Below are 25,791 nucleotides of genomic sequence, written 5' to 3'. Positions count from 1 at the left end.
TCGACTTATCCCACGACCAAGATGGGTCTGGAAATCGTCAAAAGTAGCTGGGGACTGATTTCCGGCGTATGTGCTCTGTGAGTGCATAGCGAGACCGGGGAGCGCAATCGACCCAGGCGAGACTTGTGTTGAGTGCAGCCGGAGCGGCTTTGGGTAAATGCTGCCGTTCACTTTTTCACAACGCTTCTAAAGCCGTGGCTTCACGGCGATTTTTATAAGCGAAAACCCGATCCCGGCGTCCGCGGCCCTTGTCAAGGGTGGCCGGGTCCCGGGGACAAGGCGGATCCGGCCGCTGCCCCCCCAAAAAAGGGGCGGATTGGTGTAAAATAACTTTGTGTCCGAAGACTCAGAAAGGGGGCATTCTCGTATGTTCGATTATACCGTGGTGACGAACAAAACCGTGGACGAAGCGATCCGGGCACTGGAACAGACGCTCTCCAATCACAAGTTCGGGGTCCTTTGGAAACTGGATATTCCCACAAAGCTGATGGAAAAAGGCATCGCCCTGGAACAGGACTTCCGCGTGCTGGAGGTTTGCAATCCGGATGTCGCAAAAAAAGTACTGACCCGCAACCAGAAGGGCGGCTATTTTCTCCCCTGCAAAATCGTCGTCTATCGCAGTGACGAGACGCTGAAAACCCACATCGGCCTGCTCCGTCCGACCACCCTGATGGCCATGACCGAAGATGAGCGACTGCAAGCTCTTGCAGAGGACGTGGAGCGAACCATGGTCCAGGCGATCGATGAAGCCAAGTAAAAGCAGTCGGGGTTCCCGACAGGGACCTGAACCAACAAAAGCCGGCCTTCGGGGCCGGCTTTTGTTGGTTCACCTGGCGAGGAGGCCTTTCATGATGGAACGAAAAGGCCCCAGCAGCGACCAGAAGGAACGTAACTTTCCCCACATCCCCATCAGCTTCGGAAGGTAGCGGCGGAGTCCGCCGATCATTCCGGCCAAACCCCGAAGTCCTCCGGCAAAGCCGGAGCGTGGAACAGAAAACGTCAACATCGGCTGTCCTCCTTTCTGAGGTTTTCACTCCCAGATTATTCAAGGGTGGACAGGGCGGAAAGGCATCTGGCCGGGGACTGGCCGGATGGTCACCGTCTGCGCCTTTTGGTTCGGGAACCAATGAAACTGTTCAATCCTTTGCCGGAGGTTGCGGTAAAGGATTTGGACGATGACCGGAAATTTCCGTGTTAATCTGATATCGGGAAAGCGCTTTCGGGTTTTCCCGCCACCGGTGGTGATGGAAAATGTCACTGAATGAACGAAAAAACCGATTGCTCCGTTTCCTGCTCCGGGCTGACCGTCCGCTTACATCGGCGGAGTTGGCGGAAAGGCTCGGTTGTTCCGAAAGAACGGTACGGAACGATCTCGCTCGACTGAAAGAGTGGATCCAGGTCGAAACCGGTTTGAACTTATCCGGCAGACCGGGAGTGGGGGTCATCGTGGAAGGGGCCCAGGGAGAGCGGGAGACCCTTGCCGGTCGTCTGGAGAGGGAGGGGTGGGAACTCGGGTCCGATCGGGAGGATCCCGACGGGAGGAGGCGGAAGCTGCTCCGGATCCTTTTGGAAGCGGACCGGCCGCTCACCACAAGGGAACTTTCCCGGAAACTGTTTGTCAGCCGGTCTTCCGTGCACTCCGATCTCGACTGGGTGGAGTCCTGGCTCCGTTCCGGGGGATTGACCCTGGTGCGCCGTCCCAACTGGGGGGTGAAAGTGGAAGGGGAGGAAAAGGAACGACGAATCGCCTTTTCCAGACTCAGAGAGGAGGAAGGCCGGAGGGGGGAAGATCTTTTGTCAGATCTGGCAGGGGAGCTTCCGGTGATCCGGGAGGAAGTTCGCCGGTTGGAAAACACGTTACCCTACTCCTTTACGGATGAGGGGTTCACCAATCTGGTTTATCACCTGGCCATCGCCCTTCGCCGGATCCGTCAGGGGCAAACCATCCGGATGCCGGAAGAGGAACATCAGGAGCTGGCCGCGCGCCCCGAATACCGGACAGCGGCCCGTTTGGCCGGGGCACTGGAACGGCGCTTCTCCCTGCGGTTTCCCGAAGCGGAAATCGGATATATCACCATGCATATCCTGGGTTCCCGGGTTCGTCACCTGGGATCCGACACCGGCGGGGAAATCCAAAGAGTCCTCGGGGAAATGGATCCGGAAGCCCGGCAGACCGCTCTGTTCCTCATTTCCCGGATGGGGCGGGCCCTTCATCTGCCCTTGGAAGGGGACGAACCCCTTCTTTCGGGTCTTTCCCTTCACCTTCATTCAGCCTTGAACCGGATGCGCCACGGTCTCCGGGTGGACAACCCCCTTCTTGAGGAGATCCGAAGAAGCTACCCTTACATGTATGAAACCCTGTCAGGATTGCTTCCGGAGTTGGCTGAGAAGGGGGTTCGCTTCGGACCGGAGGAAGTGGGATATCTGGTTCTCCACTTTCAGGCAGCCGTGGAACGCCTCCGCCGGTTGCCGGAGAGAAAGAGCGTCCTGATTGTCTGTTCCAGCGGGGAAGGAACGGCCCGCCTGCTGGAAGCCAAGCTGGAGCGGTTCTTTCCGGAGCTGCGGGTGGCGGCGACGGTGGCAGCCCGGGAAGTGGGGCAGGCCGTTCGAAAACACCGGCCCGATTTGCTTCTCTCCACGGTTCCCCTGGAACAGTCCCCGGTTCCTTTGCTTCAGGTCACCCCTCTCTTTCACAGGGGGGAGCGGGAACAGCTGCACCGACTCCTCCAGGGGAACCTGGTCGGAGAGGGGGCGGAGACGAAAGAGCGCTTTCCGGTTTTGAGAAGTTTGTTGGACCCGAAGGGGTGTCTTCGTCTCGTACGGGAGAAAAACCGGGAGAATCTCCTGTACCGACTGACGGAACGATTGGAGAGGATCGGAGCCGTGCGGGCAGGTTATCTCGAAAGTGTTCTCGAAAGAGAACGATTTGCCCCGACCACCATCGGGAACGGGGTGGCCATCCCCCACGGCGCACCGGATCACGTCCTGAAATCCGGAGTGGCCGCCGCTGCGATCCAGGAGCCCGTGAACTGGGACGGTGAGTCTGTCCGCCTGATCTTTCTCCTGGCCCTCGACCCGGAGGAGCGGGACCGAAACCGTTCTCTGTTTCGGGAGATGGTCCGGCTTGCCGGGGACCCGGAAACGCTGGAAGCGATCATCAACGAAAAGGACCCCCGCGATTGGCGAGGATATCTGTAATATAAAGAAATAACAGGGAGAGGGGATGAACATGAAACTCCTGGCCGTCACTTCCTGCCCCAACGGGATTGCCCACACCTACATGGCCGCTGAAAAGCTGGCCAAAGCTGCAGAAGAAGCGGGGATCGACATCAAGGTGGAAACCCAGGGCTCGATCGGGGCGGAAAACGTATTGACCGAAGAAGAAATCGAAACCGCCGACGGGATCATTCTCGCGGTGGACAAAAGCATCGAAATGGACCGCTTTGAGGGGAAACGGGTGCTGACATGCGCCGTCTCCGATGCCATTCACAAACCCGGGGAATTGATCCGGCGATTCGAGAGCGGAGATGTTTCCGTCCACCGCTCCCGGAAGGAAGACAGTGAAAAGCCCGGCATATCCCAGACGATCCGTATCCACAAGAAGGGACGGGCGCAGAACCCGGTTTATCGCTCCCTGATGAACGGGGTTTCGTACATGATTCCCTTTGTGGTCGTCGGGGGATTGTTGATCGCGCTTTCCCTCGGGTTGGGAGGGGAACCCGGGGCCAAGGGACTGGTGGTGCCTGACCACTCTTTCTGGGCCCCGATTCTGAAAGTGGGTGAAGCCGCTTTCACCTTCATGGTTCCGATTTTGGCCGGGTTTATTGCCGTCAGCATCGCGGACCGGCCGGGTCTGGCTCCCGGGATGATCGGAGGTTATATCGCTGCCGACGGAAGCTTTTACGGTTCCGAAGCGGGGGCTGGTTTCATCGGAGGAATCCTGGCCGGTTTTATCGCCGGGTATATCGCCCGATGGATCAAGTCTCTTCCTGTGCCCCGGGTCCTGCAGCCGATTATGCCGATTCTGGTGATTCCGCTGGCGGCATCCATCTTGGTGGGTCTGTTGTTCATCTTCGTGCTGGGTGCCCCCATCGCTTCCCTGATGGAAGGGTTGACCCAATTCCTGCAAGGGATGCAGGGTTCCAGCAAAGTACTTTTGGCTTTGATCCTCGGTGCCATGATTGCCTTTGACATGGGGGGGCCGGTTAACAAAGTGGCTTTTCTTTTCGGCGCCGCCATGATCGCTGAAGGTCAGACCTTCATCATGGGAGCCATCGCCGCAGCCATCTGCACACCTCCCCTTGGAATGGGATTGGCCTCGCTTCTGGCCCGGAGCAAATACCAGCCGGAAGAACAGGAGGCGGGGAAAGCCGCCCTGGCGATGGGATTCGTCGGCATCACGGAAGGGGCGATTCCTTTTGCCGCGGGAGACCCGCTCCGCGTCATTCCGGGGATTATGGCGGGTTCCATGACCGCCGCGACGGTAGCCATGCTGTCGGGGGTAACCGACAATGTCCCTCACGGAGGGCCCATCGTCGCCGCAGTCCAGGCCGTGGGCAACGTCCCCATGTTCTTTGTCGCCATCGCCGCGGGCACCGTTGTCACCGCACTTTTGGTCAATGTGCTTAAAAAACCCGTACAAACGAAATAAGGAGTGAATCCGCATGAAACTCTCCGATCTTCTGACCGAAGATTTGATGGTGCTGGAACTGAATGGGAGCAGTCGCGACGAAGTGATGGAGGAACTGCTGGACCGTCTGGACAAAACAGGGGTTTTGTCCGACCGGGATCAGTTCAAGCGGGATCTTTACGCCCGGGAGGAACATGGGAGCACCGGGATCGGCTTCGGTATCGCGATTCCCCACGGTAAATCGGCCGGTGTACGAGAGCCCCGGGTGGTCTTCGGACGGAAGCCATCCGGAGTGGAGTGGGACAGCATGGATGGTGAACCTGCCCGCTTGGTGTTTATGATCGCCGTTCCCGAAGAACAGGCGGGGGAGGAACATCTCCGCATCCTGCAGGCTCTTTCCCGGCGGCTGATCGATGACACCTTCCGTCAGGCATTGTTGGAAGCCGAGGACCGGAAAAAAGTGAAAGCACTGATCGAATCCATGGAACCAGGACGGAAATGACAAAAACTACCGGATGTAAGCGCTTCCGAAAGAGATTATAATGGAAACAGCCACAGGCTTTTACCCGCCCGTGGGCGGACTTTTTCTTGACTATGGGTCTGAACCGCCATTGGACTCACCAAACCGCACTTGCTCCTCCACCCGGTGAAGAACCGGGTGTTTTTTTGTAAAAAAAGAAGAGAGGGAAGCGGGGTTCCCTCTCTTGAAGAACAACATCATGCCCCTTCCGCCCAGGGATCCCTTCCGGGGTCCCTGCCTTCAGCCACGGCGGTCAAACGGGGAAGATAGTGCTTCCATCCCTCCTCGTGATCCTTGCGGAGGCTTTTCGGCAATCCGGTTTGACGAACGCGGACCCGCGTTCCGTCCCCTTCCGGAGTAAAGGTGATCTCCACCCGGCTGGATCCCGCCGGAAGGAGATTCCCCTCTTCCCATCCGAAGGCATGCACAATGCGGGAAGGGGGAAGGACTTCCGTGAACTCTCCCGATTCGATGTGCTTTCCGTCCACATTCACCCGATAGATGCCGCCGGGACGGGGGTCCAGTTCCACCTCGATTCCCATCCACCTCTTCATTTTCTCCGGATCCGTGTAAAAGGAGAACACGGTTTCCGGGCGGGCTTGGATCCAGACCTCCTGCACAATCTCATTCGTTTCTTTTTCCACGATCCAACCGACCCCTTTCTTCGGTTTCAGCCGCCTCTTTCCATTGATCGAGGCGGTGTCGCCAGAACTGATGCAGATACGCTTCAAGATCCGTGAGCCCTTCCGGGCGGGCCCGGTACAGACGGCGGGTTCCTTCACTCCTTACATGAACCAGACCGGCTTCGACAAGAACTCGGAGGTGCTGGGAAACGGCGGGACGGCTGATGTCGAAACAGGCGGCGATCTCCCCGGCGGACCGCTCCCGGAAGCGGATCAATTCGAGGATTTCCCGTCGCCGGGGTTCGGCAATCGCATGTAAGATTTCGTCCAACATATCTCTATTTAACCACATACTTACGTAAGTGTAAACTTAAATAAAACCGAAAATAAAAAGAATCCCAAAGCCGGGATTCGCGTTGTATTTTAAAAGAGAGTGGTTTTTGTCAGCGTATAGGATTGTTATGCCGCAACTTTCAGTGCTGTTGGTTGGCCGTTGCGGTATTCCAGATAAAGGCGAACCGCGGAGACAATCGCTGCCAGCAGGGAAGCAATCGCGGAAATCAGTGCGCTGATTGTTGCGATGTTTTGCATCTCCGTACACCTCCACCCAACAAATTCACACCAATGAAAAGAATAGCAGATTCGGAGATGCAAATCGACTTAAAAATATTTCCAGACTGTTGGATTGGCATGATGGAACGTGTTTCACCGCACTCGGTTGCAACAGGCAAGGAAGGGATCACGGTCTCTCCCAATCAACGCACAATGAAGCGGACAGTGCAACCATCTCTGCAGGACAGCATAGCGAGACCGGGGAGAGAAGCGACCGAGGCGAGACTTGTGCTCTGTGAGTGCATAGCGAGACCGGGAACAAGCGACCCCAGGCGAGACTTGTGCTCGGTCAGTACAGCCGGAGCGGCTTCGGGTAAATGCTGCCGCTCACTTTTTCACAACGCTTCCAGCTATATCATCCATTTTCGCAAGCGGGTGAAAGAAACCCAACTCATCAGGTTGATCCGGTTTTCTTTTCCTTTTTTCCGGATCAAATGGAAAAGTTGGCCGATGAAAGCCTCCCATTTCCTGCCGATTTCATCCTTTTTCCGTTCATTGTCGAGAACCTGTTGGATGCTTTCGGCAAGCGCCTTTTCAATGTGAACAAAAGCTTTTTTCAGATGGTCATCGATGGACGTCATGGTTTCATTCAAACAGATCCCTCCTATCAGAACAATTCTTTCTCCATACGGTTTTTCATTCGTTCGAACTGGGCTTCCGCCACGATATCTTCCACTTCTTCTTTCAGCCAATACCAAGTGCTTTGGGTTTGTCGACCTGCGGCCTTCATTCTGTGATTGGCCCATTGGGCCAAAGGTTTGACGGTTTTTACGGCAACAGGAAACAGGGTGGGTGCAGCGGCCAGGAGGGCCGCCCCTGCCAACCACCGGTCCAGAGATTTCATGTCTCCAACCCTCCTTTCCACGTCGGGGTCATCATCAGGCTGTGACGGGCAAAGCCCTTTCTTTCGCCACTTGGGCCCTCTCCAATCCTTTCATGAAGGCCAGAAGCGGATCCGACACCTTGGACACCAGCCCGGATACCAACAAAATCGGCCCCCAGCTTCTCAATGCGATCGGAGTGGTTTGCAGGATTCGGGAAAGCGGCGGCACATACATCACGGCAAGCAGTGTCAAAACCGAGATACCCATGGCTCCGGCAAGGAAGCGGTCTTTGAACCCGTCTCCGATCGCCTCCCGGTTTTCCTGCGCTGACGAACCTTCCTGCCTCCACGAAAGGGTCTGGAACATTTGGCCCAACACCAGGGTGGCAAAAGCCACGGTTTGGGCGGTCAAAAGGGGGGCTCCTTTGACCAGGTGGGCGATGAACAGCCCCAAGGATCCAACTCCCAGCAAGGTGCCGCGGGTGATCACCTTCCGGTACAGATCCCGGTCGACGATGTCTTTCTCCTCAGTCGCTTGGTTGCGTTGCCCGGGGTTGACCGCCAACACCATTGCCGGAAGGGCATCCGTCATCAGGTTCATCAGCAGAATTTGAATGGGGATCAGGGGAATCGGCAATCCCGCGATCACAGCGATTCCGGTGACCAGGATCTCCGCCAGGTTGCCGGTCAAGAGACAACCCAGGGCTTTCCTTATATTGCCGATGATGGTTCTTCCTTCTTTCACCCCTTCAACAATGGAAGCAAACCCGTCATTCACCAGAACCATATCCGCGGATTCTTTGGTTACTTCCGTCCCGGTCTTCCCCATGGCGATTCCCACATCCGCCTGTTGAATGGCCGGGACGTCGTTCACCCCGTCGCCGGTCATGGCAACCACGTGTCCTTGTTTCCGGTAGGCCTCCACGATCCGAAGTTTGTGTTGGGGAGTGACACGGGCAAAAATGTGAACCCGGGAAATCTCCCGTTCCAATTCTTCGTCGGACATTTGATCCAGATCTTTCCCGGTTACTGCATGAGTCTCCCCGTTGCCCAGTCCGATTTGATGGGCAATGGCGTTGGCAGTCAGGGGATGGTCCCCGGTGATCATGACCGGACGAACCCCCATGTTTTTGGCATGTTGGATACTCTCCGCGACCCCGGGTTTCGGGGGGTCGATCATTCCCACCATGCCCAGGAAAATGAGATCCCGGTCCTCTTTGCTTATGGTTTCATCCCGTTTGGCATACGCAAAAGAGAGCACACGCATGGCTTGGGATGCAAGGGATTCGTTCCGTTGTTGGATCCGTTTTTTCACTTCGTCGGTCAAAGGAAGAACATCTCCGTTGACTTGATAGGCGGCGCACCGTTCAAGGACGGCCTCTGTACTTCCCTTGGTGAACAGGTAGCAATTTTTTTTGTGTTCCTGACAGACAACGCTCATCCGGCCGTGGGAAGAATCAAAGGGGATTTCATGGACCCGTTCCCAGGTATCCGGATGGTGTTTGATTCCGGCTTTTTCCGCCAGGGTGATCAGCGCGCCTTCCGTGGGATCCCCTTTGACGATCCGGTGTCCTTCTTGTTCGGTCAACTCCGAGTTGTTGCACAAAAGCGCTGCATCCAGAAGACGCGTCAGTTCCGGCTGGGAGAGGGCATCCGCTTTTTTCCCGTCCGGAGTACGAATCTCTCCATCCGGTTGATAACCGTTTCCTTCAACGTGCCACTCCCCTTCGACGGTCAACACTTTTTTTACGGTCATTTCATTTTGGGTGAGCGTGCCTGTTTTGTCGCTGCAGACCACCGTCGTTCGTCCAAGCGTCTCCAAGGCGGAGAGACGACGGATCAGGACGCTCTTTTTCGCCATCCGGAAAATACCCGCGCTGAGGGCGATGGTCACCGTCACCGGCAAACCTTCCGGAATCGCGGATGCCGCTAAAGCGACGGAGGTTCCCACCATTTGTGCAATCGGGACTCCCCGGATAAAACCGGCGGCAAAAACGACTCCCGCCACCATCAGGGCGCCTTTGACAAAGGTTTTGCTGATGGAAGTGACCCGTTCCTGGAGTGGGGTCACCTGCTTTTCCTTTTTCGTAAAGGAAACCAAGCGTCCCATTTCTGTCCGGGGGCCGGTGTTGACCACCACTCCGATTCCTTTCCCCCGGTTGACATTGGTGCCCATGAACAACATGTTGGTGCGGTCGGACAAAGGGCAGTCCGGATCGACAGGTTCCGGATTTTTCAGTACGGAGGCCGACTCTCCCGTCAAAATGGACTCATTCACCTCGAGATCCCAGGAGAGAAGTAACCGCAGATCCGCGGGGACACGGTCACCGGCCTCCAGATGGACCACATCTCCGGGAACCAGTTCGTCCCCGGAGACGTCCGCGGTTTTGCCCCCGCGGACAACGCGACAGACGGGAGGTTGATACTCATTCAACCGCTCCACGACTTTTTCCGCTTTCCGTTCCTGAATCGCCCCAACGGCGGCATTGGCCAACAGGATCACACTCATGGCGATACCGTGAAAAAGGTCGCCGGTCAGGAACGAGAGAGTGGTTGTCCCCAGTAACAGCAAGGTGGAAAACTCTTTGAACTGCTCCAGGTAAGTGACCATCCACGGTGTGGGTTTCCGGGTCTGCAATCGGTTGGACCCGAACCTTTCCCGTCGTTCCTTCACCCGGTTCAGATCGAGTCCCTGCTTTTGGTCGACTTGGAGGCGGTGCAGGACTTCCCGGGCTGTCAGGCTGTGCCATTCGGGAGCTTGATCGGAGGAAGGCAGTGCGGATTCCGCCGTTGCCGATACTTCTTTCAACGCCTGAACCTCTTCCTTATGGGTCCGGAGAAACGGCAGGGGCTCCCGGCTCACTCTGGAGATGAAGAAAAGTGAAAGGGCATCCGCGATCAGGTTAATGGTCAGGGCGCTCATCCGGAAGGGCAGAGCCAAGACGGTACCGATCATGTTCCAAAGGCGGGAGAACCGGAAGTGGGAACTCACTTTTTCTTGCGTTTCCACTGCCAGTTTGAGTGCCGGAAGAAGCCCTGACAGGCGGTTGATGTGAATCCAGGGAACTCCCTCATGAATGAGGGAAATGGCAAGGCTCTCGGGACGGTCCGAACAGACCAGCAAGGTTTCCCGGTTTTGTTTATCTTCCTCCCGGATTTTATGCTGAATGGTCTTCCTTTTGAGTGAAGCCCAGCGAGGATCCAAGCCGTGAGAGACCAAGGTTTGTTCAGAGACCGACCGAAGACGGAGAACCCCCAACTCCACCTTCCTCTCCTGGAGTTCCCGGAGCAGAGGGACCAGGTCGGGATTCAATTGCTCTTGTTTCTGATAGAAGAGAGCAATGACGCGGAATTCCTTCCCTGTTTTCCGGGCCAACAGTTCCACCCGGTTCCCCTTTCGCAACAGGCGGCGAGCATTCAGCCTCAAGTTTTCACACTGAACTCCGCTCTTCTCCAATTGCTCCAGACTGCCCAGTCGGAATTCCTGTTGGTTGATCTGCCCGGAAACGCCTGAATTCGACTCTTGCATTTGGAAGGCGGTTCGAATGGTCCGTCCGGATTCCCCTGCTTTTTCCAAAATCTTCAACTTCCAGTCGTGATCCGACTTCTTCAAAAGAGAAGCGGCCTGGCGCCAGACTTTTTCTTCCGTTTCCGATCCATCCGTGATGCAATACACCTTTGGGTCACGGGAGCGGAACAGCAGCGTGTCATCTTCGAAAAGAACGGTCCGTGTATGAGCGAGACGTGGAAGAGATCCTTGATCGGGAATCTCCCACCCTGCTTTTTTCACCGTCCATTCCGCACGCTTCCAGGCAGGAATGCAGGAGACGGTTGCCGTGCGGGGATTGGAGGCCAACAGAACCGCCAATCCTCTCATCGGGTCCCGGGTCAGGGCCAGGGTGGCACCGGCCAGGAGACTGCCGAAACGGCTGCTCTTTTCCGCGTACCGGCGGATTTCCGGATCGATGTACTCTTCTTCGTTATCGTCGGTTTCACCGGCCATTCTCCGATGCTTCCAGTCGATAAATTGAAGGATGCCCAGTCCGGCGAGGACCACCAGATTTTCGCGAACCAACGCCAGTGCCAGCGCTCCGGCTCCCAACACCAAATCCGAGCTGATCCCCCGTTTTTGGGTGAGTTTCCGTATCCCTCTTCTTAGAAAGGGATATCCCGTCATGACCGACAGGGCTCCGGACAGATAAAACGGAAGCGGACTTCGGGCCAGAGCTGACTTTCCCATCCAAGCCTGCTTCACCGCCAAACCCGTCAGCCCTCCAAGGGTCAGAATCAGGGGAAGGGGAGGGCGGTCGGTTGTCTTTCCCCGGTCCGGATCGTAAGGGGAGATTTTCGGCAACCGCCGAAACCTCTCGGGAATAACAGGAAGAGGGTGTCGCATCTCCCGAGTGGCGGCTGCTTCCACCAGAGCCGGAGTGGCTGCCGGGGCCGGAGATGCTGCCGGTTCCGTGCCCGGGTCGGTATCGGTTTGGGAAGCCGGCTTCCCGGTCTTGTGAGAAGCGTCCATTTCTTCCCGCAGCCACTCATCCTCAACGGACATCAACAGTTGAAAGATGGCCTCTCCCGTCATCTGACGGGTGCAGTAATGGATGAGGGCTCTTCCCGTCCGGGGGCACAGATGGACTGAACGAATGCCCGGGTGGCTCTCCAGTCTTTTTTTCAATGTTTCAGCGGCCAAGTGACTGCCTTTCAAACCCGCCAATTGTATACGAACCCTTCCGGGCAGCCACCGGACTTTCCGTTCGTCAACTGACACCTGCAACACCTCATCGTAAAAGTACAAGGAATAGACTGTCTCTGTGTCCCAAAATTATACCGGTGAAATTCGTACATGAATCCGCCCGTTTGGGGGACTCTTTTTTTTAGATTTGGATGACAGGAGGACTCGGTTTATGGATCTTAAAAAAGTCATGGATATTCGCTCCCCTCTGGGGCTCGTGGTGGTCGGAGCCGCCGTGCTGGCATTGTCTCCACAGGTTCGGCGGACGGGACGACGGCTTCTGGTGAAAGGGACGGCTGCTTCATTGGATTTGGCCGATCGGATGAGGGAGTGGAAGGATCGGAGGGGAGAGGGGGAGGGGGTGGAGCTCGACCTCTCCGCTTTTGGTTTCCCTGCTGACAATGAAAGGGCCGAGGAAACAACAGGGGATGACTCCCGGCAGGAGGAGAAAGAGGTGAATCCCCCGGATGATTCCAATGAGACCACCCACATGATTCAGTCTCTGAAAGAACGGATCGAGCAACAACAACAGGAGATCGATCGGTTGCGACGGGAAATGGCCCATCAGCCGGAGAATCCGGACCAAAAAGATTGAACCCGGGATCGGGAAAGGGGGACACAAAATGAAAAAAAGTTCCATTTGGGCCGGTGTGTTGGCCGGAGGGGTTTCACAATGGCAGGATACCCGTTTGTATATGAAGGGTGAAATGGACTCAACCCGTTACACTTCCAAAACGGTGGGGAATGTCACCGGTGCGACCGGTTTGGTGTTCGGGGTGGAGTATGGGGCTCTGCTCGGAACGTTACTGCTTCCAGGGATCGGAACGACGTTGGGAATGATGGCCGGGGGCATGATTGGGGACCGGTTGGGTCATTGGATCGGGGAGACAGCCACTGAATCGTTCAACCGATCCGATACGGCGACCGGGAACCACCGGTTGAGCAAGCGGCGGTTCCATCATGAACAACAGCCATTCCTTTCGGAGGAATGGCTGTTGAGGCGGTGAACCACCCGTCATTTTGAATGAAATTGGGCGATCTCCCTGTATTCGTCTTCCAGTTTTCTGTACAACCGCTCATAGACCTCATACCGTTCCCGGTAGATTTTTTGTTGGGAGAGATCCGGCTTCAAATGTTGTCGGATCCGGGTCCAGTTCCGGATCCCGTCGAGGGAGCGAACCTTCCCGACAGCGAAAAGGGCCAGGTAAGCGGCGCCGGCGGCGGAGGCTTCTTCCGTTTCGGGGACTTGCAGTTCCCGCCCCAGTATGTCACACAGGATTCGGGGCCAAAGGGGGAAGCGGACAAATCCGCCTGATATTCGAATATCGGAAGCCGGCCCCGTCAGTTCTTCCAGTGCTTTGCCGATGGAAAAGATGCTGAAACAGACTCCCTCCAACACCGCACGGACGAAGTGTTCTTTCCGGTGATGCATGCCGATGCCAAAAAACATTCCCCGGGCGTCCGGGTTCCACCAGGGAGCCCGTTCCCCCGACAGAAAGGGGTGGAAAAGCAGTCCTTCCGCTCCGGGAGGGACGCTTTCCGCCAGCCGGGCCGTCTGTTCCAAGGACGCCTCCTTCAAAACGGGGTCGGCGACCTCCTCTTCGTCGTGGAAAAAACCCTCGTTCAGCCAGCGGAGAAGGATGCCTCCGTTGTTGGTGGCACCCCCGGCCACCCAGAATCCCTCCGCCAGCGCGTAACAAAAGGTCCGGGAATGGGGGTCGGTAACCGGGCGGTTCGTGACCGTCCGAAAAGCTCCGCTGGTCCCGATCGTAATCGCGGCTTCCCCCGGCCGGACCGCACCCACACCGAGATTGGCCAGCACGCCGTCACCGGCCCCCACCACCCAAGGGGTGTCCGGGGACAGTCCCATTCGCTCGGCCCATCGGGGAACCATCCCTTCAAGCACAAATGTGGACGGGACGATCCGGGACAACTGTTCCCGCCGGATCCCTGCCAGTTCAAGCGCCTCTTTGTCCCAGTCCAGTGTTTCCAGGTTGAGAAGGCCCGTCGCCGATGCAATGGAGGTATCCACCACGTATTGCGAAAACCAACGGGAAATAAGGTATTCCTTGATGGAAATCCAGCGCTCTGCCTGTGCGAACGGATCGGCGGCTTCCTTTCGCATCCAGATCAGCTTGGACAGCGGGGCCATCGGATGGACCGGGGTACCGGTGCGCCGGTAGATCCCCCGACCCGTGTCCGTTTGGCGGAGTCGACGGGAAATCTCCCCGCTTCGGAGGTCCGCCCAAGTGATGATGGGGGTCAGCGGCCGGCCGGATCCGTCCACCGCCAGCAGGGAGTGCATGGCAGAGCTGATGCCCACGGCCGCCACGCTTTCCGGTGCGGTCCCCGAGCGCTCCATCGCCTCCCGAATCGCACGGCAGGCGGCTTCCAGGATGTCGTCGGGATCCTGTTCAGCCCACAGGGGCTGTGGCCGATGCAAGGGGTATCCGACACTTTTTGCCCCCCGGATGTTCCCTCCGGAGTCGAACACCACGGCTTTGGTGCTTGTGGTGCCGATGTCCAGGCCGATGACGATGTCTCTTTCTCTCATCCATTTCCCCCGTTTCCTTGAGCCGAGTCGGCGGTGATACAGGGTCATTATAGAGGAACCGGCATTTCAAAACAAATGCGTGTGTCCATCTGCCGGCGGGGTAATATACAATGGTAAGCGACTCAATTTGGAAGGAGGGGCCCGGATGGGTATCATTGTCCGACTGTTGCTCAACGCGCTCGCCGTATTGATCGCCTCCCAGGTGATTCCCCAAATCGATGTGGAAGGGTTCGGGACGGCGCTGATGGTGGCATTGATTCTGGGATTGATCAATACGTTTGTCAGACCCGTGCTGGTTTTTCTCACTTTGCCGATTTCGCTTCTGACCCTGGGGCTTTTTATCTTTGTGTTGAACGCATTGCTGTTCTGGCTGACCGGAGCACTGGTGAGCGGATTTGAGGTGGAAGGGTTCCTGGGGGCTCTTCTCGGCTCGATCTTGGTCAGCGTCATCTCCTGGCTGTTGAACGGGATCTGGAAGGGACTCCGGACCTGACCGGAACCAGCCGCCCCTCGGGGGCGGTTTTTTTACTGGAAGTGTTGTGATGGATGGTCCGGTTCCGAAGAAGGGAAAGCGTTGACCCGAAACACTGTTCAGACCGGCGGAAAATCCGCCAGCAAGGGCGTTCAGGGGCAAAAGCTTCTCTGTGTTGCATCCGCCGTCACCGCCGCTCCCTTTTTTCACAAGGCTTCCGGAGAAACAACAGCCCTGACCCGTTTGGTCTCTTCCGGTTTTCCGTGTAGAATGGGAATACGGAAACCCATGCAGATCAGAGGGAGTCGAGACGGTTGGAATATCCGGAACTGATCGGGTTGGCGCGCAACCTGGAGAACGCCCTGGGGAAAAAAGTGCGGATCGAGGTCGGAGAATCGGCGGCCGATGCCGGAGAACGGGTCTTTCACGTGGACGGGCGATACCGGTTGGCAGTGGAAGGAGGGGATTCCCTCACGTCCAGAGAGGAAGCCTTGATATGCCTGATTCTGAAACAGGGGGTGGAACGGGAGGGACGGGTCGGAGAAAGCGGAAAAAACAACCCCCTCGCCGCCCTGGCCCGATGGCTGCAACAGGCGGAGTTTCTGGAAGGACCGCGGGTTCCTCCCCCGGCGGTCCATCAGTTGGCCTGGGAAGACAGGGTTCCGTTTTTCGTCGTTCACCTTGGCGCCTACGATGAAACGGAAAGCGGACTGGACCGGGTGCTGAGAACCTACTTCGACCATCAGGCCTGGCTCGTTCCGATCAACCGGGCGGAGCTCCTCGTTCTGGTCCCCTGTACCTTTCTGATCGGCCCGGATGCCGGGGGAGAATGGGAAAAAGGGTTGGAAGAGGCCGCCCTGGGCATGGCTGAAGTCGTGACCACCGAGGCCGGGGAAGATGTGACGGTGGTGGTCCATCCCCCGGTCCGGGAAGTGGAGAGACTGCCCCGGGTGCTCCATACGATGCGGGAAGCTTACCGGATGGGAAAGGCCTACCACCCTGGGGGTCCGGTTTACACCACCTGGCAGTTCACCCTGGAGAAACTCCTGGAACCCGTCGGCTCGGACCGGGCGGGGCGCTTTTTGGAAGAAATCTCCCCGGTTCCTTTCTGGGAGGATTCCGAAGTACGGGAGATGTTGGACGTGTTTCTCCGTCAGAACCTGAACGTAAGCGAAACCGCGCGTCGGTTGTTTATCCACCGGAACACCCTGATTTACCGGCTGGACAGGCTGAAACAGGACACCGGACTGGATGCGCGCCGGTTTGAAGATGCGCTCAGGATCCGGCTTGCCCTTCTTTTGACCCGCCGACTGGGCTGATGTGGGCAAACCGCCCAAAACGGGCCCTCCTTTTTTGGTCGGTTTGGCCATGGAGCCCCCCCGTCGACTGGGTTACAATGAACCCAAACGATGGAGGAAAGGGGTTTCATCATGGCTGAAGTCAAACTGAGCCACATCTACAAACGGTATGGGGACGTCACGGCTGTTTCCGACTTTGACCTGCATATCAAAGATCAGGAGTTTCTGGTTCTGGTCGGACCCTCCGGTTGCGGGAAATCCACCACCCTTCGGATGATCGCCGGACTGGAAGAAATTTCGGAAGGGGAGTTGTACATCGGTGACCGGCTGGTCAACGACGTTCCCCCCAAGGATCGGGACATCGCCATGGTGTTCCAGAGCTACGCCCTGTATCCCCATATGAACGTTTACCAGAACATGGCCTTCGGCCTGAAGCTTCGGAAATTCAAGAAGGACGAAATCGACAAGCGGGTAAAGGAAGCGGCCAAAATTCTCGACATCGAACACCTGCTGGACCGAAAACCCAAAGCACTCTCCGGGGGTCAGCGCCAGCGGGTGGCCCTCGGCCGGGCCATCGTGCGTGAACCCCAGGTGTTCCTGATGGACGAACCTCTGTCCAACCTGGACGCCAAACTGCGGGTGCAGATGCGGACGGAGATCAGCAAGTTGCACCAGCGTCTCCAGACAACCGTCGTCTACGTGACCCACGGACCAGACGGAAGCGATGACCATGGGAGACCGCATCGTCGTGATGAAAGACGGTGTCATTCAACAGGCGGACACCCCGGACGTGATCTATCACCACCCGGCCAACGTTTTTGTCGCCGGCTTCATCGGTTCCCCCTCGATGAACTTCATCCATGGCCGGCTGGAAGAGGAAGCGGGGAAGGTCCACTTCAAAGGGAGCGACCTCGATGTCAAAATACCGGAAGGAAAAGCGAAAACGCTGCGTGAAAAAGGGTATGTGGGCAAAGAAGTGATTTTTGGGATCCGTCCTGAAGACATCCACGATGAGCCGGTTTTCCTGGAGTCTTCTCCGGAGAGTCAAGTAAAAGCCAAAGTGGAAGTGGCGGAAAACATGGGCTCGGAGATGTACCTCTACCTGTCGAACATCACGGATAAATGGGTCACCGCCCGGGTGAATGCCCGAAACCGGTTCGAAGCGGGGAACGAAGTGACTCTGGCCTTGGACATGAATAAAGGGCACATTTTTGACAAGGAGACGGAAGAAGCGGTATTCTGATACGGTTACGGGCGGCCGGTTTCGCTGGCCGCTTTTTTTTACAAGGAAGGGGGGAAAGTCCATGGGAAAAAAGGTGACGGTCAAAGAACTGGCGGAGCAGTTTGAACTGGAGATCCTCGGCGGGGAAGAGGGTCTGTCCCGGGAATTGGTCACCAGCGATCTTTACCGGCCCGGGATGGAACTGGCCGGCTTCTTTACCTATTATCCGGCGGAACGCCTTCAAATGATGGGACGGACGGAGCTGACGTTTATTTCCCGATTACCGGAGCCCGTCCGGCGGGAGCGGTTGGAATTTCTCTGCCATGAGGAGACGCCCTGCTTTTGCATTACCCGGGGACAGGACGTCCCGGAGGAGCTTTTGGCTGCGTCGGAACGAAAAGGGATTCCGATCCTCCGAACGTCCGCTTCCACTACCCGCTTCGGAAGCAAAGTGACCAATTACCTGGAAAAAAGATTGGCGCCCACCACCACCATGCATGGGGTTCTGGTCGATATATACGGCGTTGGGGTGCTGATCATCGGCAGCAGCGGGATCGGAAAAAGCGAAACCGCTCTGGAGCTGGTGAAGCGGGGACACCGGCTGGTTGCGGACGATGCCGTCGAGATCCGCCAGACGGAGGAGAACCACCTGGTGGGGAATGCCCCGGAACTGATCCGCTACCTCCTGGAAATCCGGGGTCTCGGGATCATCAATGTGATGACCCTCTTCGGCGCCGGGGCGGTTCGGGAGTACAAACGGATTTCCATGGTCATCCGCCTGGAAACCTGGCAGCAGGACCGGGAATACGACCGGCTTGGCCTGGATGAAGACCGCATGGAGATCATCGACAGTGAAGTGCCCCTGCTCACCGTTCCGGTCCGTCCGGGGCGGAACCTGGCTGTGATCATCGAAGTGGCCGCCATGAACTTCCGACTGAAGCGAATGGGGTACCATGCCGCCCAATCCTTTGCCGATAAGCTGAACCAAAGCCTGGACGACCCGGAGGACTTTGATTGACCCCCTGCTCCGCGCGAGCGGGGTTTTTACGTTACGCCCCTTCCGTTGTAGTATTCGTTGTTTCCCCCACGTTTCTTTTCCATTCCAAGTAGGTTAAAATGGGTATTGAATTTTTCGGGTAGTCGACCTGAATGCGTTGTGATTTCATGTTTGTTTCGGGAAAAGGGGAAGCGTTTACCCAAAATAGTGCAGCCGGAGCGGCTTTGGGTAAATGCTGCCGCTCACTTTTTCACAACGCTTCTAAAGGAGGAGCCAATAACGGATGTTGTTTGCACAGGCAATCGACCCGGTCGCCGTCTCCCTCGGTCCGATCCAGATCCACTGGTACGGGGTTATCATGGGAACGGCTGTTTTGATCGGTCTGTGGATCGCCATCTTGGAAGGCCGGCGTCACGGGCTCGACAGCGAACTCTTTCTCGACATGATGATTTGGGTGATTCCCGCGGCAATCGTGGGTGCCCGGCTTTACTACGTCGCTTTCGAATGGGAGTACTACTCGCAAAACCCCTCCGACATCATCGCGGTTTGGAAAGGGGGGCTGGCGATTCACGGGGGCTTGATCGGCGCCTTGATGGCCGCTTCTTTCTTTTTGAAGAAAAGGGAGGTTCCTTTTCTTCAGATGGCGGATATCGTCGCTCCCAGTATCATCCTGGGGCAGGCGATCGGCCGCTGGGGAAACTTTATCAACCAGGAGGCCCACGGCGGGGAAGTCAGCCGACGGTTTTTGGAGGATATGCACCTCCCGACCTGGCTGATCGAGCAGATGAACATCGGAGGAATCTACTACCACCCCACTTTCTTATATGAATCTCTCTGGAACGTGGCGGGCCTCGTTCTGCTCCTTCTGCTTCGACGGTGGAACCCGCGCCGGGGGGAAATTTTTTTCACCTACCTGATCTGGTATTCTCTCGGAAGGTTCTTCATTGAGGGGCTTCGGACCGACAGTCTCACCTTTTACGGTCCGGAGTGGCTCGCTTCCATTCTGAACGCTCTCTGGTCCCCGATGAGGGTTTTGTTTGAACCGGGAATGATGGCGGGCGGCAATGTCCGTATCGCCCAGTTGGTCAGTCTGTCCCTGGTCCTGGCCGGCCTGGCATTGATCGTGTTCCGCCGGGTGAAGGGGCTGGCCAAGGAACCTTATCTTAAAACGAAGGAGAGCGTTACGGGTTGAGACGGATCCGGTGGCGCCAGGGGGTCCGGTCCGGGATTCTCACCTCCTGGGAATTGGGGAAGGTGATTTTTCCCGTCACCCTGCTGGTCAGTATTCTGCAGTTTACATCGTTGATCGACTGGCTTGTGCTCGGTCTGTCCCCGGCCATGTCGTGGATGGGCCTTCCCGGGGAGGCGGCCATCCCGCTGGTGCTGGGGAATCTGTTGAACCTGTACGCGGGCATCGGTGCCATACTGAGCTTGGATTTGACCGTCAAACAAGTGTTCATCCTGGCGGTGATGCTCAGTTTTTCCCACAATCTGTTGGTGGAATCGGCGGTCTGCCGCAAGGTGGGTATTCCTTCCCTGCTGGTGATGGGCGTACGGATGGTCCTGGCGGCGATATCCGCCTGTATCATTCACTGGGTCTGGCAGGGAGGGGGCGAAACGGCGGTGTACGGCATGATCCCTCCCTCCGGGACTCCGCCGGACGGTTGGCCGGGGATGCTCCTGCAAGGGGTGGAAACGGCCGCTTTCGGTGTATTGCAAATGACGGTCGTTGTCTTTCCGCTGATGGTCGCGATTCAGATATTGAAAGACCTTCTCTGGCTCGAGCGGTTTGCCGGTTGGGTCAAACCCCTGATGCGTCCGCTCGGAATTGACACCCGGGGTTCTGTTATTTTGGCGGGGGGACTTCTCTTCGGTTTGGCGATGGGAGCCGGTGTGATCATTGAGCAGGCTCGGGAGAAAGGATTCACCCGCCGGGACATGACGGTGATGGTTTTGTTCTTGGCCGCCTGCCATGCTGTGGTGGAGGATACACTGATTTTCATTCCCCTGGGGATCCCTGTGCTGCCGCTTCTCTTGATCCGGTTGGGGGTGGCGGTTTTGTTGACCCTGTTTCTCGCTTGGTTGTGGCCCCGCCCGAGTAACACCGTCTCCCGCTCCCGGGCGGCTGGAGGAGGGGTTGCATGAGCTATCGCACCGTGCTGTTCGACCTGGACGGAACGCTTCTTCACACGACTCCGTTGATCGTTGCCTCTTTTCTCCACACGTTGGAGCAGCACTGTCCCGGTCGTTACGGGAAGGAGGAGGTGCTGGCCTGTCTGGGTGAACCGCTTCGGGATCAGATGGTCCGCTTTGGCGGGGAAGAAGAGGCCGATGAGATGGTCCGCACCTACCGGGAGCATAACGTGGCCCACCATGACCGGTATGTCAAAGCGTTTCCGGGAGTGCGGGAAGTCGTGGACACCCTTCACCATGTCGGGATCCAGATGGGAGTCGTATCCAACAAGCAACGGTTGACGGTGGAAATGGGGCTGAAGCTGTGCGGGTTGAAGCCGTGGTTTCAGACGGTGATCTGTTTCGGCGACACGGATAAACCCAAACCGGATGCCTCCCCGATCCGGCTGGCCCTCGACCGGCTGGGGGCCCGGGCGGAAACCACCCTCATGGTGGGGGATTCCAAATACGACCTCCTCGCCGCGAGAAACGCGGGCGTGGCATCCGCCGGGGTGGCCTGGTCGGCTCACGGGAAACAAGCACTCCTCGCTCATGAACCGGATCATATGCTGGAAAGCATGGAGGACCTCTATGAAGTGATGGAGCTCCATGAGGTGCCGGGGGGAGGCCGATCATGAGAAGGACGGAGCGGTATCCCGTTCAACGGGTCAACTCCCTCTGGCAACTCTACCGGACCGTTCCTTTCCCGAAGGTGTTCCGGAATGTCCTCGTAGCCGAGATCGGACGGTTCATGCCTTTTTTTCCCTTGAAAAATGTCCTGTACCGGCGGTTTCTGGGAATGGAAATCGGACACGAGACCGCCTTTGCTTACAAGGTGATGGTGGATCTTCTGTATCCCGAACGCATCCGGATCGGGGCCAATTCGATCCTCGGTTACAACACGACCATCCTCACCCACGAATACCTGGTGGAGGAGTATCGTCTCGGGGATGTGGAAATCGGAAACTCAGTGATGGTGGGAGCCAACACGACCATTCTGCCGGGGGTGCGGATCGGCGACGGAGCGGTGATCGGGGCCGGATCCCTGGTGAATCGGGACATTCCCGCCGGTGTTCTCGCCGCCGGGAACCCCGTCCGGATCATTCGGGAGAGAAAATAACCCAAACAGCCTGCGGGCTGTTTTTTTGTATCCGGCGGCATGAAAACGGAAGCAGGGATCAAGCTAGGAAGGAAGTACGGTTGGACGGGTGGGTTTGAAAAAATTCACAACCCTGTTAAATGGATCGGTTGCAGATTGCTTCATCACCATATACAATTTTACCTGACATTATTGTCAATAAAAACAAAAAGGGGTGGGGGGTGGACTTATGCCGCGATCACCCGAACAAAACAGAGCCATTCGGGAAAAAAGGATTCAACAGATACTGGAAGCGGCTGTAAGTGTTTACCGGGAGCGGGGTTACCACGGTGCAGAGATGGGGGCGATCGCCCGCCGGGCAGGATTGGGCCGTGGACTGATCTACTATTATTTCAAGGACAAACGGGACGTGTTCATCAGTCTGATTCGTTTGACCCTGCAACGTTGGAAAGACGTGGTGGGGGAAATCACCCGGTCCGAGGGTTCCGTCACCGAACGGCTGGGGAGGATCCTGAAACAAACCTGCGCCCTTTCCTTGGAGCATCCGGATTACAGTTATTTTCACCAGACCATCTCCCGGGACATCAAGGTGCTGTTTCCGGACCGGGAAGCAGAAGTGAACGCTTTGTATGAGGAGAGCATGTGGAAACCCATCCGCTCCCTGCTTCGGGAGGGAGTGGAGAAAGGGGAACTCGCTGTGGATCCGGAGCTGGGTGAGCGCTTCATTTTCAGCGTGTTGTTCGGTGCGGTCAACCATGAAAACATGATTGACAAAGAGAAGCTGGACCAGTGGGTGACTCTGGCCCTTTACGGCTTGGTGAAGAACAGAAACACGGATACATAAGGAAACCGTGCATCCGGTCTGAACGCCGAAACGGATGGAACATCTTCGAAAAAAAAGACGCGGTACGAAACCGATGAAACGGGGGAATCGGCATGTGGCTGGCACAAGCGGCCATTCGGCGCCCGGTGTTCACCACCGTGGCCGTGATTATCATTCTGGTTATGGGGTTTGTCTCCCTGGCCAACCTGCAGATGGATCTGTTGCCGGAGATCCAGCCGCCCGTGGGAGCCGTGATCGCCTCTTACCCCGGGGCGGATCCGGATGAGGTATTGGAGAAAGTCACCCAACCGCTGGAAAAAGAACTGGGAACGCTGGCGGGGTTGAAAAGGGTTCAGAGCCAGACCCGGGAGGGGCTGGCTCTGGTTTTGCTGGAGTTTGAGTGGTCCCAGGATATCAACCGGGTCCAAAACGATGTCGTCTCCCGAATCAATCGAACCCCGTTGCCGGACGACGTGGAAACACCCCATTTTCTTAAATTCGACCCTTCCACTTTTCCGATTATGCAACTCTCCGTGGTGAAGGACGGAACCTATAGTGCCGGGTTGAAAGAGGACGTGGACCGAATCACCCAATCCCTGTCCCGGCTGCAGGGGGTGGCCAGCGCTGACGATTCGGGGTTGGTCGACCGACAGATCCGGATTTTGCTGGATGCCGATCAAATGAAAAAATATCGGCTGACCCAGTCGGACATCCGCGACCGGATTGAGGCCGCCAATATCAGTCAACCCGGAGGAATCGTGGAAAAAGGGGACAAAGATCTGACCGCACGGGTGATCTCCGAATTGACCAGTGTGAAAGCCTTTCGGGAACTGCAGGTGGCGGTCGATCCGCTGACCCGGGAAAAGGTGTCGCTGGAGGACGTGGCCGAGGTGAGGCTGGAAGAGGAAGAGCGTTCCGTCATTACGCGCACCAACGGAAAGCCCGGTGTCAACATCAATGTCTTCAAACAATCGGGAGCCAACACCGCTCAGGTTTCCAAAGACGTGCAGGCGGAACTGGAACGGCTCAACCGGACGTTGAACGTCAAAACGGTGACCATCTTCGATCAGGGGAAATACGTGGACCGTTCGGTGAAGAACGTCGGGACCACCATGATCGGCGGGGCCGTTTTGGCCATGCTGGTCCTGTTTCTGTTCCTCCGGTCCTTCCGCAGTCCCCTCATCATCGGGGTGGCGATCCCGGTTTCGGTGATCACGGCCTTTGTGCTGATGTATTTGGCGGATTTCAGCCTTAACATCATGACTCTGGGGGGCTTGGCTCTGGGAGTGGGAATGTTGGTGGACAACGCCATCGTGGTGATCGAAAATATCCACCGGCACCTTCAGACGGGTAAAAACCGGAAAGAGGCGGCGGCGGAAGGGGCCGGTGAAGTGGCGGCTGCCATCACCGCTTCCACCTTGACCACGGTGTTTGTTTTTGTTCCGGTGGTTTTCGTCAGTGGAATCGTGGGTCAGCTGTTCAAGGAATTCGCATTCACCGTCACTTTCAGCCTGCTTGCGTCCCTGCTGGTATCTCTCACCCTCGTGCCGGTCATTGCGGCCAGGATTATGAAAACCCCGAAGATCGGTTGGAAGAAACAGCGGGAAGAACGCCGGACCTACCGTGCCTTCCGGAGGATGTTGAAATGGTCTCTGGCCCATCGCTTCACGGTGATTCTGACCGCTCTCGCTTTACTGGCGGCGGGGCTGGCCGGGATCCGCACCGTCGGTACCGAATATTTGCCGGCCGCTGATGAGGGAATCTTCATCGTGGAGTTAAAAATGCCACCGGGTACCGGACTGGAGAAAACCCAACAAGTGTCCTCGAAAATCGAAAAAATATTGGACGAGGAACCGGACATCGAAAATTTCCAAGCCTCCATGGGAACCGCCAACAATGAAAACGCCCTCTTTGGCGAGAGCGGGCGGAACATTGCACAGATTTACGTCAATACCGTCGGTCAAAAGGAGCGGAACCGCTCGACCCGAAGGATTATGAATGAATTGAGGCCCCGGTTGGCCGCGGTCGACCCGAAAGCCGAAGTGGAACTTCGGGAACAATCCTCCTTTGAAGCGGCGGGAGAGCCCAACACCCTGGAGTTTGCCGTCAGCGGCAAGAAAGAAACGCTGAAAGACTGGTCCGAAGACATTACTTCCGCCATCCGGGAACTGGACTATGTCCAGCAAGTCTCCGACTCGGAAAAGGAGACCAAACCGGAACTGAAGGTGGAAGTGGACCGGGAAAAAGCGGAGAAAGCCGGTCTCCTTCCCGCCCAGGTTGTCTCTGCTGTCTCCGATGCCACCCGCGGGCAGGTGGTCAGCCGGGCGGATCTTGGCAAGGGCGGGTCCTATGATGTGTTCCTTCGATTTGAGGAGAAGTTCCGCCAATCCCCCGACCAATTGGAAGACCTTCCGATCCGGACCGGTCGTGAAGGGGGGACATCCGTTCCCCTCTCCGAAGTCGCGGAGTTGAAGGTGGAGGAAGGGCCCATCACGATCAACCGGAGCGATCTTCGGGACAGCATCGAATACCAAGTGCAGTATGACGGAACGGATCTGGGGACGGTGGAACGGGATGTGAAGGAAAAACTGGACCGGATGTTGCCACCGGAGCTGGAAGTCTCCTTTACCGGCAGCGCGGAATTGTTCCGTGATTCCCTGAACGACCTCCGGTTGGCCGGATTTCTGGCGGTGCTGTTCGTTTTTCTCGTGCTGGCCGCCCAGTTCGAATCCTTTAAATACCCCTTCGTGATTATGCTGACCCTGCCCCTGATGGTGATCGGGGTGGCCCTTGCCCTCTACCTGACCCGAACGCCGGTCGGGGTGACGGCGATGATCGGACTGATTGTCCTCGCGGGCATCGTGGTCAACAACGCCATTGTTTTGGTGGATACCATCAACCGGCTCAAATCCAAGGGACTTCCCAGCTATGACGCCATTGTGGAGGCGGGGATCATCCGGTTCCGACCGATTCTGATGACTGCCACGACCACCGTGTTGGGCCTGATCCCGCTCTCGCTGGGGTTGGGGGAAGGGACGGAAATCCAACAGCCTTTAGGTATCGCCGTGATCGGCGGCCTCTTTTCCAGCACTCTCCTGACCCTGGTGGTCATCCCGGTGGTCTACAGCTGGTTCGACCCCGAAACCCGTCGGAAGAAGAAAGCGAAAAAGGCGTAAAATCTTTCAACACCCGGTTTCCGCCGGGTGTTTTT

General features: G+C 57.0%; 21 protein-coding genes and 2 pseudogenes. 15 read left to right on the top strand and 8 right to left on the bottom strand.

The window, feature by feature from the left end:
• Window positions 1-367 precede the first annotated feature (367 nt).
• Window positions 368-757 carry a DUF302 domain-containing protein gene (locus C8P63_RS09395; RefSeq protein ID WP_108023499.1) on the top strand — a complete coding sequence of 130 codons (390 nt, stop codon included), beginning with the start codon at window positions 368-370 and terminating at the stop codon, window positions 755-757.
• A gap of 69 nt (window positions 758-826) precedes the next feature.
• Here the strand turns inward: C8P63_RS09395 and C8P63_RS09390 are convergent, their stop codons facing one another.
• Complete coding sequence (locus tag C8P63_RS09390; RefSeq protein ID WP_108023497.1) at window positions 827-1,006, bottom strand: hypothetical protein; 180 nt, start codon at window positions 1,004-1,006, stop codon at window positions 827-829.
• A gap of 245 nt (window positions 1,007-1,251) precedes the next feature.
• Between C8P63_RS09390 and C8P63_RS09385 the strand changes: the two genes are divergently transcribed.
• Complete coding sequence (locus tag C8P63_RS09385; RefSeq protein WP_108023495.1) at window positions 1,252-3,198, top strand: BglG family transcription antiterminator; 1,947 nt, start codon at window positions 1,252-1,254, stop codon at window positions 3,196-3,198.
• 31 nt (window positions 3,199-3,229) lie between these two features.
• A pseudogene (locus tag C8P63_RS09380) lies at window positions 3,230-5,132 on the top strand (fructose-specific PTS transporter subunit EIIC).
• 215 nt (window positions 5,133-5,347) lie between these two features.
• On the opposite strand, the gene C8P63_RS09370 reads toward C8P63_RS09380, so the two are convergent.
• The 6 genes from C8P63_RS09370 to C8P63_RS09350 form a co-directional block, all read right to left on the bottom strand.
• Window positions 5,348-5,794: an SRPBCC family protein gene (locus C8P63_RS09370; RefSeq protein ID WP_211308269.1), complete on the bottom strand. Its 447-nt coding sequence runs from the start codon at window positions 5,792-5,794 to the stop codon at window positions 5,348-5,350.
• The gene (locus tag C8P63_RS09365) at window positions 5,775-6,107 is read right to left on the bottom strand and encodes an ArsR/SmtB family transcription factor (protein WP_108023489.1); all 333 of its coding nucleotides are present in this window, start codon (window positions 6,105-6,107) and stop codon (window positions 5,775-5,777) included. Before C8P63_RS09365 ends, C8P63_RS09370 begins: the two co-directional genes overlap by 20 nt.
• Window positions 6,108-6,232: 125 nt before the next feature.
• A complete protein-coding gene (locus C8P63_RS19775; RefSeq protein WP_281258701.1) occupies window positions 6,233-6,364 on the bottom strand; it encodes a hypothetical protein in 132 nt (43 codons plus the stop codon).
• A gap of 371 nt (window positions 6,365-6,735) precedes the next feature.
• Window positions 6,736-6,978 carry a hypothetical protein gene (locus C8P63_RS09360; protein WP_108023487.1) on the bottom strand — a complete coding sequence of 81 codons (243 nt, stop codon included), beginning with the start codon at window positions 6,976-6,978 and terminating at the stop codon, window positions 6,736-6,738.
• Window positions 6,979-6,992: 14 nt separating this feature from the next.
• Complete coding sequence (locus C8P63_RS09355; RefSeq protein WP_108023485.1) at window positions 6,993-7,229, bottom strand: DUF5132 domain-containing protein; 237 nt, start codon at window positions 7,227-7,229, stop codon at window positions 6,993-6,995.
• Window positions 7,230-7,263: 34 nt separating this feature from the next.
• Entirely contained in the window at window positions 7,264-11,979 is a 4,716-nt protein-coding gene (locus C8P63_RS09350) for a cation-translocating P-type ATPase (protein WP_245920809.1), read from the bottom strand.
• Window positions 11,980-12,115: 136 nt separating this feature from the next.
• Between C8P63_RS09350 and C8P63_RS09345 the strand changes: the two genes are divergently transcribed.
• A complete protein-coding gene (locus tag C8P63_RS09345) occupies window positions 12,116-12,538 on the top strand; it encodes a hypothetical protein (protein WP_108023483.1) in 423 nt (140 codons plus the stop codon).
• 28 nt (window positions 12,539-12,566) lie between these two features.
• Window positions 12,567-12,950: a hypothetical protein gene (locus tag C8P63_RS09340; protein ID WP_108023481.1), complete on the top strand. Its 384-nt coding sequence runs from the start codon at window positions 12,567-12,569 to the stop codon at window positions 12,948-12,950.
• An 8-nt stretch (window positions 12,951-12,958) separates the two neighbouring features.
• On the opposite strand, the gene C8P63_RS09335 is transcribed toward C8P63_RS09340, so the two are convergent.
• Window positions 12,959-14,497 (bottom strand): gluconokinase, encoded by a 1,539-nt coding sequence (locus tag C8P63_RS09335; RefSeq protein WP_108023479.1) that lies wholly within the window; start codon window positions 14,495-14,497, stop codon window positions 12,959-12,961.
• A gap of 145 nt (window positions 14,498-14,642) precedes the next feature.
• Here C8P63_RS09335 and C8P63_RS09330 point away from each other — a divergent pair, with 145 nt between their 5' ends.
• The 10 genes and pseudogenes from C8P63_RS09330 (at window position 14,643) to C8P63_RS09280 (ending at window position 25,756) form a co-directional block, all read left to right on the top strand.
• On the top strand, window positions 14,643-14,990 hold the full coding sequence (locus C8P63_RS09330) for a phage holin family protein (RefSeq protein WP_108023477.1): 348 nt from the start codon (window positions 14,643-14,645) through the stop codon (window positions 14,988-14,990).
• 293 nt (window positions 14,991-15,283) lie between these two features.
• Window positions 15,284-16,288: a PucR family transcriptional regulator gene (locus C8P63_RS09320; protein ID WP_108023473.1), complete on the top strand. Its 1,005-nt coding sequence runs from the start codon at window positions 15,284-15,286 to the stop codon at window positions 16,286-16,288.
• A gap of 111 nt (window positions 16,289-16,399) precedes the next feature.
• Window positions 16,400-17,510 (top strand): annotated as a pseudogene (locus C8P63_RS09315) (ABC transporter ATP-binding protein).
• 61 nt (window positions 17,511-17,571) lie between these two features.
• Entirely contained in the window at window positions 17,572-18,507 is a 936-nt protein-coding gene (hprK, locus tag C8P63_RS09310; RefSeq protein ID WP_108023471.1) for an HPr(Ser) kinase/phosphatase, read from the top strand.
• 262 nt (window positions 18,508-18,769) lie between these two features.
• Complete coding sequence (gene lgt / locus C8P63_RS09305; protein ID WP_108023469.1) at window positions 18,770-19,678, top strand: prolipoprotein diacylglyceryl transferase; 909 nt, start codon at window positions 18,770-18,772, stop codon at window positions 19,676-19,678.
• Window positions 19,675-20,631, top strand: coding sequence for a nucleoside recognition domain-containing protein (locus C8P63_RS09300; protein WP_108023467.1), 957 nt, complete (start codon window positions 19,675-19,677; stop codon window positions 20,629-20,631). Before lgt ends, C8P63_RS09300 begins: the two co-directional genes overlap by 4 nt.
• Window positions 20,628-21,296 (top strand): pyrophosphatase PpaX, encoded by a 669-nt coding sequence (gene ppaX / locus C8P63_RS09295; RefSeq protein WP_108023465.1) that lies wholly within the window; start codon window positions 20,628-20,630, stop codon window positions 21,294-21,296. The genes C8P63_RS09300 and ppaX overlap by 4 nt, the downstream gene beginning before the upstream one ends.
• A complete protein-coding gene (locus C8P63_RS09290) occupies window positions 21,293-21,778 on the top strand; it encodes an acyltransferase (RefSeq protein ID WP_108023463.1) in 486 nt (161 codons plus the stop codon). The genes ppaX and C8P63_RS09290 overlap by 4 nt, the downstream gene beginning before the upstream one ends.
• A gap of 208 nt (window positions 21,779-21,986) precedes the next feature.
• Complete coding sequence (locus tag C8P63_RS09285) at window positions 21,987-22,601, top strand: TetR/AcrR family transcriptional regulator (protein ID WP_108023461.1); 615 nt, start codon at window positions 21,987-21,989, stop codon at window positions 22,599-22,601.
• Window positions 22,602-22,693: 92 nt separating this feature from the next.
• A complete protein-coding gene (locus C8P63_RS09280; protein WP_108023459.1) occupies window positions 22,694-25,756 on the top strand; it encodes an efflux RND transporter permease subunit in 3,063 nt (1,020 codons plus the stop codon).
• The last annotated feature ends 35 nt before the right edge of the window (window positions 25,757-25,791 follow it).

The sequence above is a fragment of the Melghirimyces profundicolus genome, from assembly GCF_003054245.1.
GTDB classification, from domain to species: domain Bacteria; phylum Bacillota; class Bacilli; order Thermoactinomycetales; family DSM-45169; genus Melghirimyces; species Melghirimyces profundicolus.
This window is presented reverse-complemented; position numbering and strand designations above follow the sequence as displayed.

What these genes read in the sequence shown, in the direction of transcription:
- lgt (WP_108023469.1), top strand. Translation starts at nt 18,770, where the DNA reads ATGTTGTTTGCACAGGCAATCGACCCGGTCGCCGTCTCCCTCGGTCCG.
- C8P63_RS09330 (WP_108023477.1), top strand. Translation starts at nt 14,643, where the DNA reads ATGGGTATCATTGTCCGACTGTTGCTCAACGCGCTCGCCGTATTGATC.
- C8P63_RS09385 (WP_108023495.1), top strand. Translation starts at nt 1,252, where the DNA reads ATGTCACTGAATGAACGAAAAAACCGATTGCTCCGTTTCCTGCTCCGG.
- C8P63_RS09345 (WP_108023483.1), top strand. Translation starts at nt 12,116, where the DNA reads ATGGATCTTAAAAAAGTCATGGATATTCGCTCCCCTCTGGGGCTCGTG.
- C8P63_RS09290 (WP_108023463.1), top strand. Translation starts at nt 21,293, where the DNA reads ATGAGAAGGACGGAGCGGTATCCCGTTCAACGGGTCAACTCCCTCTGG.
- C8P63_RS09390 (WP_108023497.1), bottom strand. Translation starts at nt 1,006, where the DNA reads ATGTTGACGTTTTCTGTTCCACGCTCCGGCTTTGCCGGAGGACTTCGG.
- C8P63_RS19775 (WP_281258701.1), bottom strand. Translation starts at nt 6,364, where the DNA reads ATGCAAAACATCGCAACAATCAGCGCACTGATTTCCGCGATTGCTTCC.
- C8P63_RS09340 (WP_108023481.1), top strand. Translation starts at nt 12,567, where the DNA reads ATGAAAAAAAGTTCCATTTGGGCCGGTGTGTTGGCCGGAGGGGTTTCA.
- C8P63_RS09335 (WP_108023479.1), bottom strand. Translation starts at nt 14,497, where the DNA reads ATGAGAGAAAGAGACATCGTCATCGGCCTGGACATCGGCACCACAAGC.
- C8P63_RS09280 (WP_108023459.1), top strand. Translation starts at nt 22,694, where the DNA reads ATGTGGCTGGCACAAGCGGCCATTCGGCGCCCGGTGTTCACCACCGTG.
- C8P63_RS09285 (WP_108023461.1), top strand. Translation starts at nt 21,987, where the DNA reads ATGCCGCGATCACCCGAACAAAACAGAGCCATTCGGGAAAAAAGGATT.
- ppaX (WP_108023465.1), top strand. Translation starts at nt 20,628, where the DNA reads ATGAGCTATCGCACCGTGCTGTTCGACCTGGACGGAACGCTTCTTCAC.
- hprK (WP_108023471.1), top strand. Translation starts at nt 17,572, where the DNA reads ATGGGAAAAAAGGTGACGGTCAAAGAACTGGCGGAGCAGTTTGAACTG.
- C8P63_RS09395 (WP_108023499.1), top strand. Translation starts at nt 368, where the DNA reads ATGTTCGATTATACCGTGGTGACGAACAAAACCGTGGACGAAGCGATC.
- C8P63_RS09355 (WP_108023485.1), bottom strand. Translation starts at nt 7,229, where the DNA reads ATGAAATCTCTGGACCGGTGGTTGGCAGGGGCGGCCCTCCTGGCCGCT.
- C8P63_RS09365 (WP_108023489.1), bottom strand. Translation starts at nt 6,107, where the DNA reads ATGTTGGACGAAATCTTACATGCGATTGCCGAACCCCGGCGACGGGAA.